Raw genomic sequence first — 16,088 nt, 5'->3', positions numbered from 1 at the left:
GACAACGCGGTCGGCTCCGGCCACCGGCGCCCCGCGCGCGACGGTCACTCGTTGTCGGACGCCTCCCCGTGTGTCGCCGCGCGGACCACGTCCGGCCGGTTGGTGATGATGCCGTCGACGCCGTAACCGGCGGTGACCCGGGCGTCGGCCGCGTCGTCGACCGTCCAGGCGAAGACCTCCATCGGCCTGCCGCGCGGCCCGGTGAACGCCTGCACGGCGGACACGTAGCCCAGGGAGAGCGAGTCGTGCGACGGGTTGATCTGGTCGGTGAACTCGGCGTACGCGGGCAGGTCCGACACGGGAGGCGTACCCAGGAAACCGGTCTTGACGGCCGGCTTCAGCTCGTGGACGGTCCGTACGCTGTCCGCGCTGAAGCTCTGCACGATCAGCCGCCCGGAGACGTGCCGCCGGTCCAGCCAGCCCTCGTTGCCGAGGACCTTCAGGGTCTCGTGCTCGATGCCGGGATACAGCTCCGGGCTCTTGATCTCCAGCAGGAGCTTCTGGTGGTGCCGCTCCAGACGCGCGACGAACTGCTCCAGCGTCGGCACGCGCGCGCCCGCGTAGGCGGCACCGAACCAGCTGCCCGCGTCCAGCCGCGCGATCTCGGCGGCTGTGAAGTCCTTCACCTGCCAGGGAGCCCGGTCCGGATACACCTCCTCGACGTCCGTCGTGCGCCGCAGGCTCTCGTCGTGGATGACGACGAGCTCACCGTCCCTCGTGCGCTGGACGTCGTTCTCCACCCAGTCGATGCCCAGCTCGGCCGCCTTGTCCACCGCGGCCAGAGTGTTCTCCGGCGCGTACGCCGAAGCGCCCCGGTGGGCGATGACCACCGGCCCTGCCCCCTCGTGGGAGGCCTGGGCCCGGGAGGCGGGCGCCAGCAGGGCCGCCCCCAGGAGCGCGGTGGTCGTGACGGCAACAGCGCGCGCGTGCATGCGTACTCCTCGCGACGTGAGATCACGGACAGCTCAACTGTGACAGCAGAGGGTCAACTACAGACGGGTGCAGAATGGCCACAGGCTGAATGGAGTTGCTCAACTCCGCTCACGGGGGCGGCACAACTGGGGCAGGCCCGTGATTCTTTGCCGGAGAATCGTTCGACCATTCCGGTGGGAGTCATACTGCTCTGGGCCCTGACCGCTCGTGCGGTCTCGGGAGGGGGACGCATATCAGAGGATGGCCGGACCTACGAGGGCGGAAGGGTAGCCGCGCATGCAAGGCACCGTCGACGGATTCAGCTACGGACTCGTCACACCGCTGGTGGCCTACCTCATGGCCTGCCTCGGCGGCGCCCTCGGCCTGCGCTGCACCACCAGAGCCATGCTGGTCGCCCAGTCGTGGCGGCCCGGCTGGCTGGCCCTGGGCTCGGCGGCGATAGGCTCCGGCATCTGGACCATGCACTTCGTGGCGATGATGGGCTTCCGCGTCGCGGACACACCGATCCGCTACGACAGGGCGATGACCTTCGCGAGCCTGGCCGTCGCCATCGTGATGGTGGGCATCGGGATCTTCATCGTCGGCTACCGGGGAGCCGGGGGAGCGGCCCTGTTCACCGGCGGCACGATCACGGGACTGGGCATCGCCTCGATGCACTACCTCGGCATGGCCAGCATGAGTCTCGACGGCAGCCTGGAGTACAACACGCTCACCGTCAGCGCGTCCGTCGTCATAGCGATGGCCGCCGCCACCGCCGCCCTCTGGGCGGCCGTGCAGGTCCGCGGCTTCCTGTGGAGCGTGGGCGCCAGCCTCGTGATGGGACTGGCGGTCTCAGGCATGCACTACACGGGCATGGCCGCGCTCGACGTCCATATGCACGGCACGGCCGAGCCGGTCACGGGCGACTCGCCCGCCTCCCTCCTCGCTCCCATGCTGATCGGCCCGCTCGCCTTCCTCGTCCTCGCGGGAGTCGTCGTGATGTTCGACCCGCTCATGATCACGGGGCAGCCCCCGGAGCGCCCCGTCGAGGACAAGCCGGGCATCCCCGCCCACCCCGTCGCCGGTCCGGCCCGCCGCCCGGCACCGCGCCGCCTGGCGCTCCGCCCCCGCCGACCGCTGACCCGCCGCCACTCCCGAGCCCCGCAGAACCGCTGATCGGGACCCATTGTCAGTGGGGGGTCGTACGGTGGATGACATGCGGCCCGTCTCTCACATCGAACGCACGGTGGCGCCCTTCGAGGTCGTCAGCCCCTACCAGCCCAGCGGCGACCAGCCGGCCGCCATCGCCGACCTCGCCCGGCGCGTCCAAGCAGGCGAGAAGGACGTCGTCCTGCTCGGCGCCACCGGCACCGGCAAGTCCGCCACCACCGCGTGGATGATCGAGAAGCTCCAGCGCCCCACCCTGGTGATGGCGCCGAACAAGACGCTCGCCGCCCAGCTGGCCAACGAGTTCCGCGAACTGCTGCCGAACAACGCCGTCGAGTACTTCGTCTCGTACTACGACTACTACCAGCCCGAGGCCTACGTCCCACAGTCGGACACCTACATCGAGAAGGACTCCTCGGTCAACGAGGAGGTGGAGCGGCTGCGCCACTCCGCGACCAACTCGCTGCTCACCCGCCGCGACGTCATCGTGGTCGCCTCGGTCTCCTGTATCTACGGTCTCGGCACACCCCAGGAGTACGTGGACCGGATGGTCCCCCTCCGGGTCGGCGACGAGCTCGACCGCGACGAGCTGCTGCGCCGCTTCGTCGACATCCAGTACACGCGCAACGACATGGCCTTCACCCGGGGCACCTTCCGGGTCCGCGGCGACACCATCGAGATCTTCCCGGTCTACGAGGAGCTGGCCGTCCGGATCGAGATGTTCGGCGACGAGATCGAGGCGCTCTCCACACTCCACCCGGTCACCGGCGAGATCATCAGCGACGACCAGCACCTCTACGTCTTCCCGGCGTCCCACTACGTCGCGGGCCCCGAGCGTCTGGAGCGGGCCGTCAACGACATCGAGAAGGAGCTCGGAGGGCGCCTGACCGAGCTGGAGCAGCAGGGCAAGCTCCTGGAGGCCCAGCGCCTGCGCATGCGGACCACCTACGACCTGGAGATGCTCCGCCAGATCGGGAGCTGCTCCGGCGTCGAGAACTACTCGATGCACTTCGACGGCCGCTCTCCCGGCTCCCCGCCCAACACCCTGCTGGACTACTTCCCGGACGACTTCCTGCTCGTCATCGACGAGTCCCACGTCACCGTGCCGCAGATCGGCGCCATGTACGAGGGTGACGCCTCCCGCAAGCGCACCCTGGTCGACCATGGCTTCCGGCTGCCCTCGGCGCTCGACAACCGCCCGCTGAAGTGGGAGGAGTTCCAGGAGCGGATCGGCCAGGCGGTCTACCTGTCGGCCACCCCCGGACAGTACGAGCTGTCCAGGTCCGACGGCGTGGTCGAGCAGATCATCCGTCCCACGGGTCTCATCGACCCGGAAGTCGTCGTCAAGTCCACCGAGGGACAGATCGACGACCTGGTGCACGAGATCCGCAAGCGGACCGAGAAGGACGAGCGCGTCCTGGTGACCACGCTCACCAAGAAGATGGCCGAGGACCTCACCGACTACTTCATCGAGCTCGGCATCCAGGTGCGCTACCTGCACAGCGACGTCGACACCCTGCGCCGCGTAGAGCTGCTCCGCGAACTGCGCGCCGGTGAGTACGACGTACTGGTCGGCATCAACCTCCTGCGCGAGGGACTCGACCTGCCCGAAGTGTCCCTGGTGGCGATCCTCGACGCCGACAAGGAGGGCTTCCTGCGCTCCGGCACCTCCTTGATCCAGACCATCGGCCGCGCGGCGCGCAACGTCTCCGGCCAGGTCCACATGTACGCGGACAAGATCACTCCGGCGATGGAGCGGGCCATCGAGGAGACCAACCGGCGCCGCGAGAAGCAGATCGCCTACAACAAGGCCAAGGGCATCGATCCGCAGCCGCTGCGCAAGAAGATCAACGACATCGTCGCGCAGATCGCCCGCGAGGACGTCGACACCGAGCAGCTGCTCGGATCGGGCTACCGCAGCCAGTCCAAGGACGGGAAGGGCGCCAAGGCCCCGGTCCCCGCCCTCGGCGGGAAGGCCGCGGGCGGCTCCGGGTCCGCCAGGAAGAAGAAGTCCGCGGAGACGGCGCCGACCGATCGTCCAGCGGCCGAGCTGGCGGAGCAGATCGAGGAGCTGACCACCCGGATGCGGACGGCCGCCGCGGAGCTGCAGTTCGAGATCGCCGCCCGGCTCCGCGACGAGGTCTCCGAGATGAAGAAGGAACTGCGCCAGATGAGGGAGGCCGGTCTGGCCTGACGGCGTGCCCGGACACGCGCTGTGTTGCAAGACCGACACAAAGCGCGAACCGGAGTACAGCGGCGTCCCTGCTCCTGCGTAGCCTTTTGGACCGACCGCGGGCACCGCGGCGGCAGGGACCGCTCGAAAGGGGATCAGCGCGTGACCGTCAACATGACCAAGGGTCAGGCCATCAGTCTGCAGAAGGACGACGGCGGCAGCCTCACGTCGGTGCGCATGGGTCTCGGCTGGCAGGCGGCTCCCCGGCGCGGTCTCTTCGGGTCGCGCACCCGGGAGGTCGACCTCGACGCGTCCGCCGTCCTGTTCGCGGACAAGCAGCCGGTCGACGTCGTCTTCTTCCGCCACCTGGTGAGCGACGACGGCTCGGTGCGGCACACCGGGGACAACCTCGTGGGCGGCGCCGGCCAGGGCGGGGACGACGAGTCCATCCTCGTCGACCTCGCGCGCGTCCCGGTCCACATCGACCAGATCGTCTTCACCGTGAACTCCTTCACGGGCCAGACCTTCCAGGAGGTCCAGAACGCGTTCTGCCGCCTGGTCGACGAGACCAACGGACAGGAACTCGCCCGCTACACCCTCGCCGGCGGCGGCGCGTACACCGCCCAGATCATGGCCAAGGTGCACCGGTCGGGCGAGGGCTGGTCGATGACGGCCCTCGGCACGCCGGCCAACGGCCGCACCTTCCAGGACCTGATGCCGACGATCCTGCCGGTCCTGTAGCCGGTCACGGGCGGGGCGCGGCCGTACAGGGCAGAACAGCGACACGGGGGGACAGGCGATGACCGCCGAGCTGGTGCGGGGGCAGAACCATCCGCTGTCCCGGACCCGTCTGGAGATCCGGATCTCGGCCGGTGTGCCGGTCGTCGCCGCGGTCGCCCTCGGGGACGCCGACGGCAGGATCCCGGGTGCCGAGTGGGTGGCCCACGCGGGCGCGCCCGCCCGGCCCGGAGTTCAGGTTCCCCGCCGGGCCGCCGCCGGCCATCGGCTGGCCGTGGATCTGGACGCCGTACCGGAGGCCGTCCACCGCGTCGACGTACTGCTCGCCCTGCCCGGCCTCGGCACAGGCGGACCGGCCGGCTTCGGGGCCGTCGCCGCGCCCTTCGTCGCCGTGGCCGCCCCCGACGGTGCCGAGATCGCCAGCTACACCCTCACCGGCCTGGACGCCGAGACCGCCGTCATCGCCCTGGAGCTGTACCGCAGGCAGAGCACCTGGAAAGTACGCGCCGTCGGCCAGGGCTACGCCGGCGGGCTCGCCGAACTCCTCGCCGACCGGGGACTGCCCGAGGCCAGGGCTGCCGCCCGCGGCATCCAAGCGGCGGCGGCCCCGGAGCAGGGCCGCCGCCCACCGGCCACACCCTCGTCCCCGACCGACGACGCTCATCCGTCCCATCCATCCCATCCGTCCCATCCGTCTCAGACGGCAGCCTCGGTGACCGACGACGGCCGGTCCCGACAGGTAGCGACTCCGGCACGTGGTACGGACCACGGAGGTGCCGCACCACAGGACAACGGTTCCACCCCGCCCCTGGCCGGACCACCGGCCGGGGCGGGAGCCGGCCAGCAGCCGCCGTACCAGCACACCTCGGGGGCACCGCAGGCCGCCGCCTCCGGTCCAGGTCAGCGGGACCGATCGCATCCGTACCAAGACGCACCCGACGCGCCCGACGCGCCTGCCGCCCCCGGCACACCGAGCCCCGCGCGCGACCCGCAGTCACCGCCCACCTCGGCCGGGCCGATCGACTACAGGCACCCGCATCGACGCCCGTCTTCCGCGCCGGAACCGGAACCGGGACCAGGACCAGGACCAGGATCAAGACCGGGACCAGGGCCGGTCCCGGAACCGGAACGGCCTCCGACGCCCGTCGCGGGCGACGCGACCGGCTGGTCCTTGGACGAGCGGCTCTACAACCAGGTGTGGGGCATGTTCGAGGATCTGGCCCGCAGCGTGGCCGCCTACCGGAGCGCCGTCGACTTCGCGGACTCCCGCCGGGAGAAGGAGCTCGACCAGGCTCTGTCCGACCCGCGCGGCCGTGTCGGCGGACGGAGCGACGCGGCCCGGGAGGCCGCCCGTACCCGGTACGAGCAGCTCGTCGCGCGGGCCAGGGAGGTCCTGGACCGCGACCTCGCCCAGCTGGCCGCGGAGGCCGAGGTCGTCGAACCGGCGCTGCCGGCGGCTTACGCCCGCTGGGACAACCCCGTCTGGCACGGCCACCGCGTGCCGATGGAGTTCCCCATGGCTCTGCGCCTGGGGGACCTCCGGCTGCCCGAGGCCGCCCGGCTGCGCATCCCGATGCTGGTCAGGCTGCCGTTGGAGCGAGGGCTGTGGATCGACAGCGGACGCGTCCCGTCGCTCGACGGTTCCTTGGCCGACTCCCACGAGCTGCGCGGCCTGGCCCTGGAGTCGGCAGTGGCGCACGCGGCCCGGCTGCTGGCCGTTCATCCGGCGGGCGAGTTCACCGTGCACGTCATCGACGCGGCGGGAGCGGGGGCACGGGCCCTGGCGCCGCTCACGCGGTCCGGGGTGCTCGCGGCGCCGCCGGCCGTCGGCGCGGCGGGTGTGGCGGATGTGCTCGGCCGAATAACCCGGCGCGTCGACCTCGTGCAGATGGCGGTGCGCGGCGGCGCCGCCGATTCACTGCCGCCCGGCCTCGACACCTCCCAGCACCTGCTGCTGGTCAACGACTTCCCGCACGGTTTCGACGACCGTGCCGTCACCCAGCTGCGTTACCTCGCGGACGAGGGCCCGCCCGTCGGTGTCCACCTGATGATGGTCGCCGACCGGGAGGACTGCACGGCATACGGCCCTCTGCTCGATCCGTTGTGGCGCTCGCTGCTGCGGCTCACCCCGGTGGCGGACGACCATCTCGCCGACCCGTGGGTCGGTCACGCCTGGACGTACGAGCCCGCGCTCGTGCCGCCCGGCAGTGAGGTGCTTCCGCAACTGCTCAGCCGGGTCGCGGCGGCCCGTCGGCTGCCCTGAACGATCACTGGCCAAGGGCTGGTAAAGGGACTTGAGCTGGCACTTTGAGCTTAATTTGCAGAACCCTTTACCAATCCTTGGTGATTGAGGTACTGTTTTTCTCACGGAGGGGAGTACTCCCTGTCTGCTGCGGCGTGCCCGTCAATACGGATCAGGCCAGATCCCGGGGCGTCGGCCCGTGGGTTCCCCGCGCTTCACGCGCACGGGTTCCCTGGGTGGAAGAGACCTCCGGCAGCGACGACGCTGACATCTGCCGTTACGTACTGCCGGAGGCGCAGTGGAAGTTTCGACGACCTTGTGGGTCCTGACCATCCTGGGCCTAGCCGCCCTGATCGCGGTCGATTTCTTCATCGGCCGCAAACCGCACGATGTCTCGATCAAGGAAGCCGGTATCTGGACGGGTGTCTGGATCGCCCTGGCCGCCCTGTTCGGACTCGGGCTGCTTCTCTTCGGCGGCGGCCAGCCCGCCGGCGAGTTCTTCGCGGGCTTCATCACCGAGAAGTCCCTGAGCGTCGACAATCTCTTCGTCTTCGTTCTGATCATGGCGAAATTCGCCGTGCCGTCGCAGTACCAGCAGCGAGTACTCCTGGTCGGTGTCCTCATAGCCCTGGTGCTCAGGGCCGTGTTCATCGCCGCCGGTGCCGCGATCATCGCCAGCTTCGCCTGGGTCTTCTACATCTTCGGCGCGTTCCTGATCTACACCGCCTGGAAGCTCATCCAGGAGGCCAGGGCCGACGAGGAGGACGAGGAGTACGAGGAGAACAAGCTCCTCAAGGCCGCCGAGCGACGCTTCGGCGTGGCCGACCGCTACCACGGCACCAAGCTGTGGATCCAGCAGAACGGCAAGCGGGTCATGACCCCGATGCTGGTCGTGATGCTCGCGATCGGTACCACGGACGTGCTCTTCGCCCTGGACTCGATCCCCGCGATCTTCGGTCTCACCCAGGATCCGTACATCGTGTTCACGGCCAACGCCTTCGCCCTCATGGGTCTGAGGCAGCTGTACTTCCTCATCGGCGGCCTGCTGAAGAAGCTGGTCCACCTCTCCTACGGCCTGTCGGTCATCCTCGGCTTCATCGGCGTCAAGCTGGTGCTGCACGCGCTCCACGAGTCCGGCGTTCACGTCCCCGAGATCAGTATCCCGGTCTCCCTCGGCGTGATCTGCGGAGTTCTGATCATCACCACGATCACGAGCCTCGCGGCCACCCGGAAGCAGGCGGCGGCCGAGGCGGCGGCGCGGGACGACGACGCCCGGAAGAACAGCATCGACGTCTGACGCCTGGTCTCAGGACACGGAAGCGGACCTGGCACCGGTAGCGGAACACCGGTACCGGAACCAGACCGACACCGGGAGCGGACCGCCACGGCACGACGCGCCGGGCACCGCTCCCGGTGCATGTCCGGGACGGCGGGCGGCCACCCCGGGGCAGCCGTGGTCCGGGCAGCCCCGGTCCGGGTGTCCCTTGCCCTGGTCGGCTTCCGCCCCGGTCGGCCTCCGTCCCGGTCGGTGCCGCCCCCGCCTGCGGTGGCTCCGCCTGTGGGGGCCCCGCCTGTGGTGGCCGCCCGCCCCCGTCGCGGTGGTCACCCCGAGACCGGCTCCGCCGCCGTCACCGGCACCGGGCGGGTCTCCGGCAGCAGCGCGAAGCACCCGAGGCTGAGCAGGGCGATCGCCGTGAGGTACGCGCCCACGGCCCACGGGGTGCGGCCGCTCTGCTCCGCCAGGGCCGTCGCCACGATCGGGGTGAGGGCGCCGCCGACCACGCCGCCGAGGTTGTAACCGACGGCGGCTCCCGTGCACCGCACCCGTGGCTCGTACAGCTCGGGCAGGTACGCGGCGATGACGGCGAACATCGCGATGAAGGCGAGCATCGCCCCCAGGAAACCCAGGAACATCAGCAGCGGTGCGCCGGTCGCGAGAAGCGCCACCATCGGGAACATCCACAGCGTCGCTGCCGCGCATCCGGCCAGGCAGAGCGGCCGGCGCCCGTAGCGGTCGCCGAGCAGCCCGAACACCGGCGTGAGCGCGCCCTTCACCACCACCGCGGCCATGATGCAGGCCAGCATCACGCCCCGGTCCACGCCGAGCCGTTCCGTCGCGTAGGAGAGGGACCAGGTCGAGACGGAGTAGAAGATGGCGTAGCCGATGGCCAGCGCGCCGGCCGTCAGCAGGACCAGCCGCCAGTGGTCCCGCATCACTTCGGCGAGCGGTACGCGCGCGCGGTCGTCCATCTTCAGGAAGCTGGGGCTCTCGGCGAGCGACGACCGCAGCCACAGCCCGACCAGAGCCAGTACGCCCGCCGCCCAGAACGGGACCCGCCAGCCCCACTGGGCGAACTGCGCCTCGGTGAGCGACGTGGAGAGCACCAGCATCACCCCGTTGGCGAGCAAGAAGCCCAGCGCGGGACCGACCTGCGGCAGGCTCGCCCACAGCGCCCGCCGCTCGGCCGGCGCGTGCTCCGCGGTCAGGAGCACGGCACCGCCCCACTCCCCGCCCAGCCCCAGCCCTTGCAGGAAGCGCAGGACAACGAGGAGCAGCGGTGCGGCCGCCCCGATCGTGCCGTAGTCCGGGAGGCAGCCGACCGCGACCGTGGACGCCCCGGTCAGCAGCAGCGAGAGGACGAGTACCGGTCGTCGCCCGTGCCGGTCCCCGATGTGCCCGAACAGCACCGATCCCAGCGGCCGGGCCACGAAGCCGACGCCGAAGGTGCCGAAGGCGGCCAGGGTGCCCGCCAGGGGGGAGATCGTCGGGAAGAACAGCGGGCCCAGCACCAGGGCCGCCGCGGTCCCGTAGACGAAGAAGTCGTAGAACTCGATGGCGGTGCCGGCCAGCGCGGCGGCGGCCAGGCGTGGCATGGAGGGCGCCTTCGCGGCGCGTGCGGCGTGCATGTCGCGACAACCAGCCGCAACGACGCACGGTTACGGGGCGCTCAGGAGGCGCGAGGGGCAGTGTGCGAGGGCGGTGGCGCCGGGTGAGGCCCGAGGGGCCCCGACGGCCGTGGTGAGGGCCGGGCGGGACGGCCTGACCGGGCGGGCCGGCACCGTGATAGACCGGGGCGGACGGCGGTCCCGCGGACCGCACCACCGACGGACCGGAGGAACCGTGCCCCGCACCCTGGCCAACGCACCGATCATGATCCTCAACGGGCCCAACCTGAACCTGCTCGGGCAGCGGCAGCCGGAGATCTACGGGTCCGACACCCTGGCCGACATCGAGGCCCTGTGCGTCAAGGCCGCGGGCGCGCACGGCGGCACGGTGGACTTCCGCCAGTCCAACCACGAGGGCGAACTGGTCGACTGGATCCACGAGGCGCGGCTCGGCCACTGCGGCATCGTCATCAACCCCGCCGCCTACTCGCACACGTCAGTCGCCGTGCTGGACGCGCTCAACACCTGTGACGGGCTTCCGGTGGTGGAGGTCCACATCTCCAACATCCATCGGCGGGAGGCGTTCCGGCACCACTCCTACGTCTCGCAGCGCGCCGACGGGGTCATCGCGGGCTGCGGCGTGCAGGGATACGTGTTCGGCGTGGAGCGGATCGCCGTGCTGGCCGGGACGGGACGGGCCCAGGCATGAACCGGGCGCCCGGCGGAGGTTCCGCCGGGCGCCCTGGTCCCACCGGGCCGCCGGCCGGGCGGGAGAGGGAAGGGGAAGAGCGGACCGGCGACCCGGGCCCCACGTGGGACGCGTCCCCCCGTGCGGGACGGTCACCAGTCGACCGCGAGACGGCGTGTACCGGGAGAGTACGTACGGGAGCGGTGTGTGCGAAGGGTTCACACGGGGCACGCGCGCGTGGCTCACGGCCTACGCCCGCCCCGCGCTGACCGGCGCGACGCCGCCACCTCTTGGCTCACCGACTGGGCCCCCCGGAGCTCACCAGCCCCGTGCGTGCCACTCCGGCAGGTGGGGGCGTTCCGCGCCCAGCGTGGTGTCGTTGCCGTGACCGGGGTAGACCCACGTCTCGTCCGGCAGGGCGTCGAAGATCTTCGTCTCGACGTCGTGGATCAGGCTCGCGAAGGCGTCCGGGTCCTTGCGGGTGTTGCCGACGCCGCCCGGGAAGAGGCAGTCCCCGGTGAACACGTGCGGGTGCCCGTGCGGATCGTCGTAGACGAGGGCGATCGAGCCCGGCGTGTGGCCGACGAGGTGGCGTGCCGTGAGCTGTACCTGTCCCACCCTGATCGTGTCGCCGTCGTCGACGGGGACACGGGTGGGGACGGGGATGCCCTCGGCGTCGTCCCGGCCCGCGTAGGTGCGGGCGGCCGTCGCGGCGACCACCTCGGCCAGGGCCTGCCAGTGGTCGGGGTGGCGGTGGGTGGTGACGACGGACGCGATGCCGTCGTCGCCGATCGTGCCGAGCAGCGTCTCCGCCTCGGCGGCGGCGTCGATCAGCAACTGCTCGTCGGTCGCCCGGCAGCGCAGCAGATAGGCGTTGTTGTCCATCGGGCCGACCGCGATCTTGGTGATCATCAGGTCCTTGAGCTCGTGCACGTCGGCGGGGCCGCCGACCCTCACCTCTCCGCTGTACGTCATGGCCGCCAGCCTAGTGGCGGCCCCGTGCGCCCGGGACCCGCGGGGGCGGTACGGCGAGGACCCCGGCCCCTACACGACCAGGACCGGCGAGGACCCCGGCCCCACCACGACGAGGACCGGCGAGGACCCAGGCCCCTCCGTGACCGGGACCGGCGTGGACCGGTGTGGACTGGAGGGCACGGCCGGGCTCCCGGCGCCGGTGTCGCTACAGCGGCGGGAGGGCCGGCAGCGGACCGCCCTCCACCCCGAGGTGCGAGCCGTCGCGGCGGCCCGCGAGCCAGCCGAGCAGTCCGGCCCGGTCGCCCGTGACGGTGATCTCGGGGCTCTGTGCCTCCCGTCCCGTGCTCCACGCGCGCGTACCGTCCGTGAGGTGTGTCGGCGCCACGTCGCCGTGGCCCGCGAACCGCGCGGCGAGGAAGGCGATCTCCCGATCGGCGAATTCGGCGGGCAGATCCTCCAGCTCGTACCCGATCCCCAGGTCGACGTGGTGCAGCTCCACCTCGATCCAGCGCCGGAAGGGCACGGAGGAGGCGAGGTCGGTCACCCCGCCGCGCAGCGCGACGGTGCGGGACCAGTCGGCCGGCACGGCTGCCGCCCGCTGGAAGCCGGCCGAGCTCTCGCGTACGTCGGCGAGCTGCACGTCGAGGGGGCGGGGCGCGTCCCGCTCGATGTCTGCCTCGCGCGCCTCGGCACTGGCGTACATGGGGCGACCCTCGAAAACGTTCACGAGGGCGTCCGCGTTGCGGGCGAGGTGGGCGAGGATGTGGCCCCGCGTCCAGCCGGGCAGTCGTGACTGCTCCGTCACGCTCGCGTTGTCCAGTTTCCCGACAGCGGTGAGCAGCCGATCGGTAGCGTCACGTACAGACGCCAGGTCATGAGCGTGATCCATCATGCTGCTGACCTTAGTCCGCGTCACACCTTCGGGTGAAGGTGGCGAGCGAAACCCGCAAATCGAATGTGCGTGCTATAAGGTCGTGCATGGCGTCGGGCATGCTGGACAGTCGGGGTTTGTTGACAACCCGTGAATCCGACCGGCGTTGTCAGTGGCTCCCCCTAGTCTGAGAAAGACGGGGGCCTCGCCCCTGTCACTTCTCTCAAGAAAGGTGCGGACCGGCGTGGCCGACCGTCTCATCGTCCGTGGCGCGCGCGAGCACAACCTGAAGAACGTCTCGCTCGACCTGCCGCGTGACTCGCTCATCGTCTTCACGGGCCTGTCCGGGTCGGGCAAGTCCTCCCTGGCCTTCGACACGATCTTCGCCGAGGGCCAGCGGCGCTACGTGGAGTCGCTCTCGTCGTACGCCCGGCAGTTCCTCGGCCAGATGGACAAGCCGGATGTCGACTTCATCGAGGGCCTCTCCCCGGCGGTCTCCATCGACCAGAAGTCGACCTCCCGCAACCCGCGCTCCACGGTCGGCACCATCACCGAGGTCTACGACTACCTGCGCCTGCTCTTCGCGCGCATCGGCAAGCCGCACTGTCCCGAGTGCGGCCGGCCGATCTCGCGCCAGTCGCCCCAGGCCATCGTCGACCGGGTGCTCGAACTGCCCGAGGGCAGCCGCTTCCAGGTGCTGTCGCCGCTGGTGCGCGAGCGCAAGGGAGAGTTCGTCGACCTCTTCGCCGACCTCCAGACCAAGGGCTACTCCCGCGCGCGTGTGGACGGCGAGACCGTCCAGCTCTCCAGCCCGCCCACGCTGAAGAAGCAGGAGAAGCACACCATCGAGGTGGTCATCGACCGCCTCACGGTCAAGGAGTCCGCCAAGCGGCGGCTGACCGACTCCGTGGAGACCGCGCTCGGCCTCTCCGGCGGCATGGTCGTGCTCGACTTCGTCGACCTCCCCGAGGACGACCCCGAGCGCGAGCGCATGTACTCGGAGCACCTGTACTGCGCGCACGACGACCTGTCCTTCGAGGAGCTGGAGCCCCGCTCCTTCTCCTTCAACTCGCCCTTCGGCGCCTGCCCCGACTGCACCGGCATCGGCACGCGCATGGAGGTCGACCCGGAGCTGATCGTCCCGGACCCTGACAAGTCCCTGGACGAAGGGGCCATCAACCCCTGGTCGCACGGGCACACCAAGGACTACTTCGCCCGCCTGATCGGTGCCCTCGCCGACGCGCTGGGCTTCCGTACGGACATTCCCTTCGCCGGGCTGCCGCAGCGCGCGAAGAAGGCCCTGCTGTACGGCCACAAGACCCAGGTCGAGGTCCGCTACCGCAACCGGTACGGCCGCGAGCGCCGCTACACCACGGCGTTCGAGGGCGCCATCCCCTTCGTGAAGCGCCGGCACAGCGAGGCCGAGAGCGACTCCAGCCGCGAGCGCTTCGAGGGCTACATGCGCGAGGTGCCCTGCCCGACCTGTGAGGGCACGCGCCTCAAGCCGCTGATCCTCGCCGTCACGGTCATGGGCAGGTCCATCGCCGAGGTCTCCGCGATGTCCATCAGCGACTGCGCGGACTTCCTGGGCGAGCTGACCCTCAACGACCGCGACAAGAAGATCGCCGAGCGCGTCCTCAAGGAGGTCAACGAGCGGCTGCGCTTCCTGGTCGACGTCGGCCTCGACTACCTCTCGCTGAACCGCGCGGCGGGCACCCTCTCCGGCGGCGAGGCCCAGCGCATCCGTCTGGCCACCCAGATCGGCTCCGGCCTCGTCGGCGTGCTGTACGTGCTCGACGAGCCGTCCATCGGCCTGCACCAGCGGGACAACCACCGGTTGATCGAGACCCTGGTCCGCCTCCGCGACATGGGCAACACGCTCATCGTCGTCGAGCACGACGAGGACACCATCAAGGTCGCCGACTGGATCGTCGACATCGGCCCCGGCGCCGGTGAGCACGGCGGCAAGGTGGTGCACAGCGGCTCGGTGAAGGAGCTGCTGGACAACGCCGAGTCGCAGACCGGCCTCTACCTCTCCGGCAAGAAGGCCATCCCGCTGCCCGACACCAGGCGTCCGCGCGACACCTCACGGCAGCTCACCGTGCACGGTGCCCGCGAGAACAACCTGCGGGACATCGACGTCTCCTTCCCGCTGGGCGTCTTCACGGCCGTCACCGGTGTCTCCGGCTCCGGCAAGTCGACCCTGGTCAACGACATCCTGTACACCCACCTGGCCCGCGAGCTGAACGGTGCGCGGAACGTTCCCGGGCGCCACACGCGCGTGGACGGCGACGACCTCGTCGACAAGGTCGTCCACGTCGACCAGTCGCCCATCGGCCGCACCCCGCGGTCGAACCCGGCCACGTACACCGGTGTCTTCGACCACATCCGCAAGCTGTTCGCCGAGACCACCGAGGCGAAGGTCCGGGGCTACATGCCCGGCCGCTTCTCCTTCAACGTCAAGGGCGGCCGCTGCGAGAACTGCGCGGGCGACGGCACGATCAAGATCGAGATGAACTTCCTCCCCGACGTCTACGTCCCGTGCGAGGTCTGCCACGGTGCCCGGTACAACCGGGAGACCCTGGAGGTCCACTACAAGGGCAAGTCCATCGCCGACGTGCTGAACATGCCGATCGAGGAGGCCACCGACTTCTTCGAGGCGGTCCCCGCGATCGCCCGGCACATGAGGACCCTGAAGGACGTCGGCCTCGGCTACGTCCGGCTCGGCCAGTCCGCGACCACGCTCTCCGGCGGTGAGGCCCAGCGGGTCAAGCTCGCCAGCGAGCTGCAGCGCCGCTCCACCGGCCGCACGGTCTACGTACTGGACGAGCCGACCACCGGTCTGCACTTCGAGGACATCAGCAAGTTGCTGACCGTCCTGTCCGGCCTGGTCGACAAGGGCAACACGGTCATCGTCATCGAGCACAACCTCGACGTGATCAAGACCGCCGACTGGGTCGTCGACATGGGCCCCGAGGGCGGCGCGGGCGGCGGCATCGTGGTCGCCGAGGGCACGCCGGAGCAGGTCGCGAGCGTGCCGACCAGCCACACCGGCAAGTTCCTGCGGGACATCCTCGGCGCGGACCGGATCAGCGACGCCGACACTCCGGCCAAGGCCAAGGCCAGGACGCCGCGCAAGGCGGCGGCCAAGACGGTCGCGGCGGGTACGGCGGCCAAGAAGACCGCGACGGCCAGGACCGCCGGGACCGCCAAGGCGGCCCCAGCCAAGTCCACGGCGGCCAAGGCGACGAAGACCGCCGCCAAGAAGGCGTCAGCCACGAAGAAGGCGGCGACGAAGAAGGCGGCGACGAAGAAGGCCTGAGCGCGGAGCACATCCGCAGGCAGCCGAGCAGCTGAATAGCTGAACAGCCGAGCCGACGGGGCACGGGCCGAGTTGCGGCCCGTGCCCCGTCGGCCGTGTGACCAGGGCCGGGCC

11 protein-coding genes are annotated in these 16,088 nt (G+C 70.5%); 7 read left to right on the top strand and 4 right to left on the bottom strand.

Annotated features, from left to right (window positions below; translation table 11 throughout):
- Window positions 1–44: 44 nt before the first annotated feature.
- Window positions 45–932, bottom strand: coding sequence for a glycerophosphodiester phosphodiesterase family protein (locus UW392_RS00310; protein ID WP_320772758.1), 888 nt, complete (start codon window positions 930–932; stop codon window positions 45–47).
- Between the two features lie 277 nt (window positions 933–1,209).
- On the opposite strand from UW392_RS00310, the gene UW392_RS00305 reads away from it, so the two are divergent.
- The 5 genes from UW392_RS00305 (at window position 1,210) to UW392_RS00285 (ending at window position 8,529) form a co-directional block, all read left to right on the top strand.
- The gene (locus UW392_RS00305; RefSeq protein WP_320772757.1) at window positions 1,210–2,088 is read left to right on the top strand and encodes an MHYT domain-containing protein; all 879 of its coding nucleotides are present in this window, start codon (window positions 1,210–1,212) and stop codon (window positions 2,086–2,088) included.
- 40 nt (window positions 2,089–2,128) lie between these two features.
- Window positions 2,129–4,273, top strand: coding sequence for an excinuclease ABC subunit UvrB (gene uvrB / locus UW392_RS00300; RefSeq protein ID WP_320772756.1), 2,145 nt, complete (start codon window positions 2,129–2,131; stop codon window positions 4,271–4,273).
- Between the two features lie 141 nt (window positions 4,274–4,414).
- Window positions 4,415–4,993, top strand: a complete 579-nt coding sequence (locus UW392_RS00295; protein ID WP_320772755.1) for a TerD family protein — start codon at window positions 4,415–4,417, stop codon at window positions 4,991–4,993.
- A 58-nt stretch (window positions 4,994–5,051) separates the two neighbouring features.
- Window positions 5,052–7,253, top strand: a complete 2,202-nt coding sequence (locus tag UW392_RS00290) for a TerD family protein (RefSeq protein WP_320772754.1) — start codon at window positions 5,052–5,054, stop codon at window positions 7,251–7,253.
- Between the two features lie 277 nt (window positions 7,254–7,530).
- Window positions 7,531–8,529: a TerC/Alx family metal homeostasis membrane protein gene (locus UW392_RS00285; RefSeq protein ID WP_320772753.1), complete on the top strand. Its 999-nt coding sequence runs from the start codon at window positions 7,531–7,533 to the stop codon at window positions 8,527–8,529.
- 305 nt (window positions 8,530–8,834) lie between these two features.
- Here UW392_RS00285 and UW392_RS00280 read toward each other — a convergent pair whose 3' ends face one another.
- Window positions 8,835–10,106, bottom strand: coding sequence for an MFS transporter (locus UW392_RS00280; protein ID WP_320772752.1), 1,272 nt, complete (start codon window positions 10,104–10,106; stop codon window positions 8,835–8,837).
- A gap of 247 nt (window positions 10,107–10,353) precedes the next feature.
- Between UW392_RS00280 and aroQ the strand changes: the two genes are divergently transcribed.
- Window positions 10,354–10,827, top strand: a complete 474-nt coding sequence (gene aroQ / locus UW392_RS00275; protein WP_320772751.1) for a type II 3-dehydroquinate dehydratase — start codon at window positions 10,354–10,356, stop codon at window positions 10,825–10,827.
- 297 nt (window positions 10,828–11,124) lie between these two features.
- On the opposite strand, the gene UW392_RS00270 is transcribed toward aroQ, so the two are convergent.
- Window positions 11,125–11,781, bottom strand: coding sequence for an MBL fold metallo-hydrolase (locus UW392_RS00270; RefSeq protein WP_320772750.1), 657 nt, complete (start codon window positions 11,779–11,781; stop codon window positions 11,125–11,127).
- A gap of 205 nt (window positions 11,782–11,986) precedes the next feature.
- Complete coding sequence (locus tag UW392_RS00265) at window positions 11,987–12,673, bottom strand: maleylpyruvate isomerase family mycothiol-dependent enzyme (RefSeq protein WP_320772749.1); 687 nt, start codon at window positions 12,671–12,673, stop codon at window positions 11,987–11,989.
- Window positions 12,674–12,896: 223 nt separating this feature from the next.
- On the opposite strand from UW392_RS00265, the gene uvrA reads away from it, so the two are divergent.
- Window positions 12,897–15,974, top strand: a complete 3,078-nt coding sequence (uvrA, locus tag UW392_RS00260; protein ID WP_320772748.1) for an excinuclease ABC subunit UvrA — start codon at window positions 12,897–12,899, stop codon at window positions 15,972–15,974.
- Window positions 15,975–16,088 lie beyond the last annotated feature (114 nt).

Source organism: Streptomyces sp. CRN 30, assembly GCF_034105845.1.
This window is presented reverse-complemented; position numbering and strand designations above follow the sequence as displayed.

Bases quoted from the DNA above. Each gene is read 5' to 3' on its own strand.
- UW392_RS00305 (WP_320772757.1), top strand. From the start codon at position 1,210: ATGCAAGGCACCGTCGACGGATTCAGCTACGGACTCGTCACACCGCTG.
- uvrB (WP_320772756.1), top strand. From the start codon at position 2,129: ATGCGGCCCGTCTCTCACATCGAACGCACGGTGGCGCCCTTCGAGGTC.
- UW392_RS00280 (WP_320772752.1), bottom strand. From the start codon at position 10,106: ATGCCACGCCTGGCCGCCGCCGCGCTGGCCGGCACCGCCATCGAGTTC.
- UW392_RS00310 (WP_320772758.1), bottom strand. From the start codon at position 932: ATGCACGCGCGCGCTGTTGCCGTCACGACCACCGCGCTCCTGGGGGCG.
- UW392_RS00265 (WP_320772749.1), bottom strand. From the start codon at position 12,673: ATGATGGATCACGCTCATGACCTGGCGTCTGTACGTGACGCTACCGAT.
- UW392_RS00290 (WP_320772754.1), top strand. From the start codon at position 5,052: ATGACCGCCGAGCTGGTGCGGGGGCAGAACCATCCGCTGTCCCGGACC.
- UW392_RS00270 (WP_320772750.1), bottom strand. From the start codon at position 11,781: ATGACGTACAGCGGAGAGGTGAGGGTCGGCGGCCCCGCCGACGTGCAC.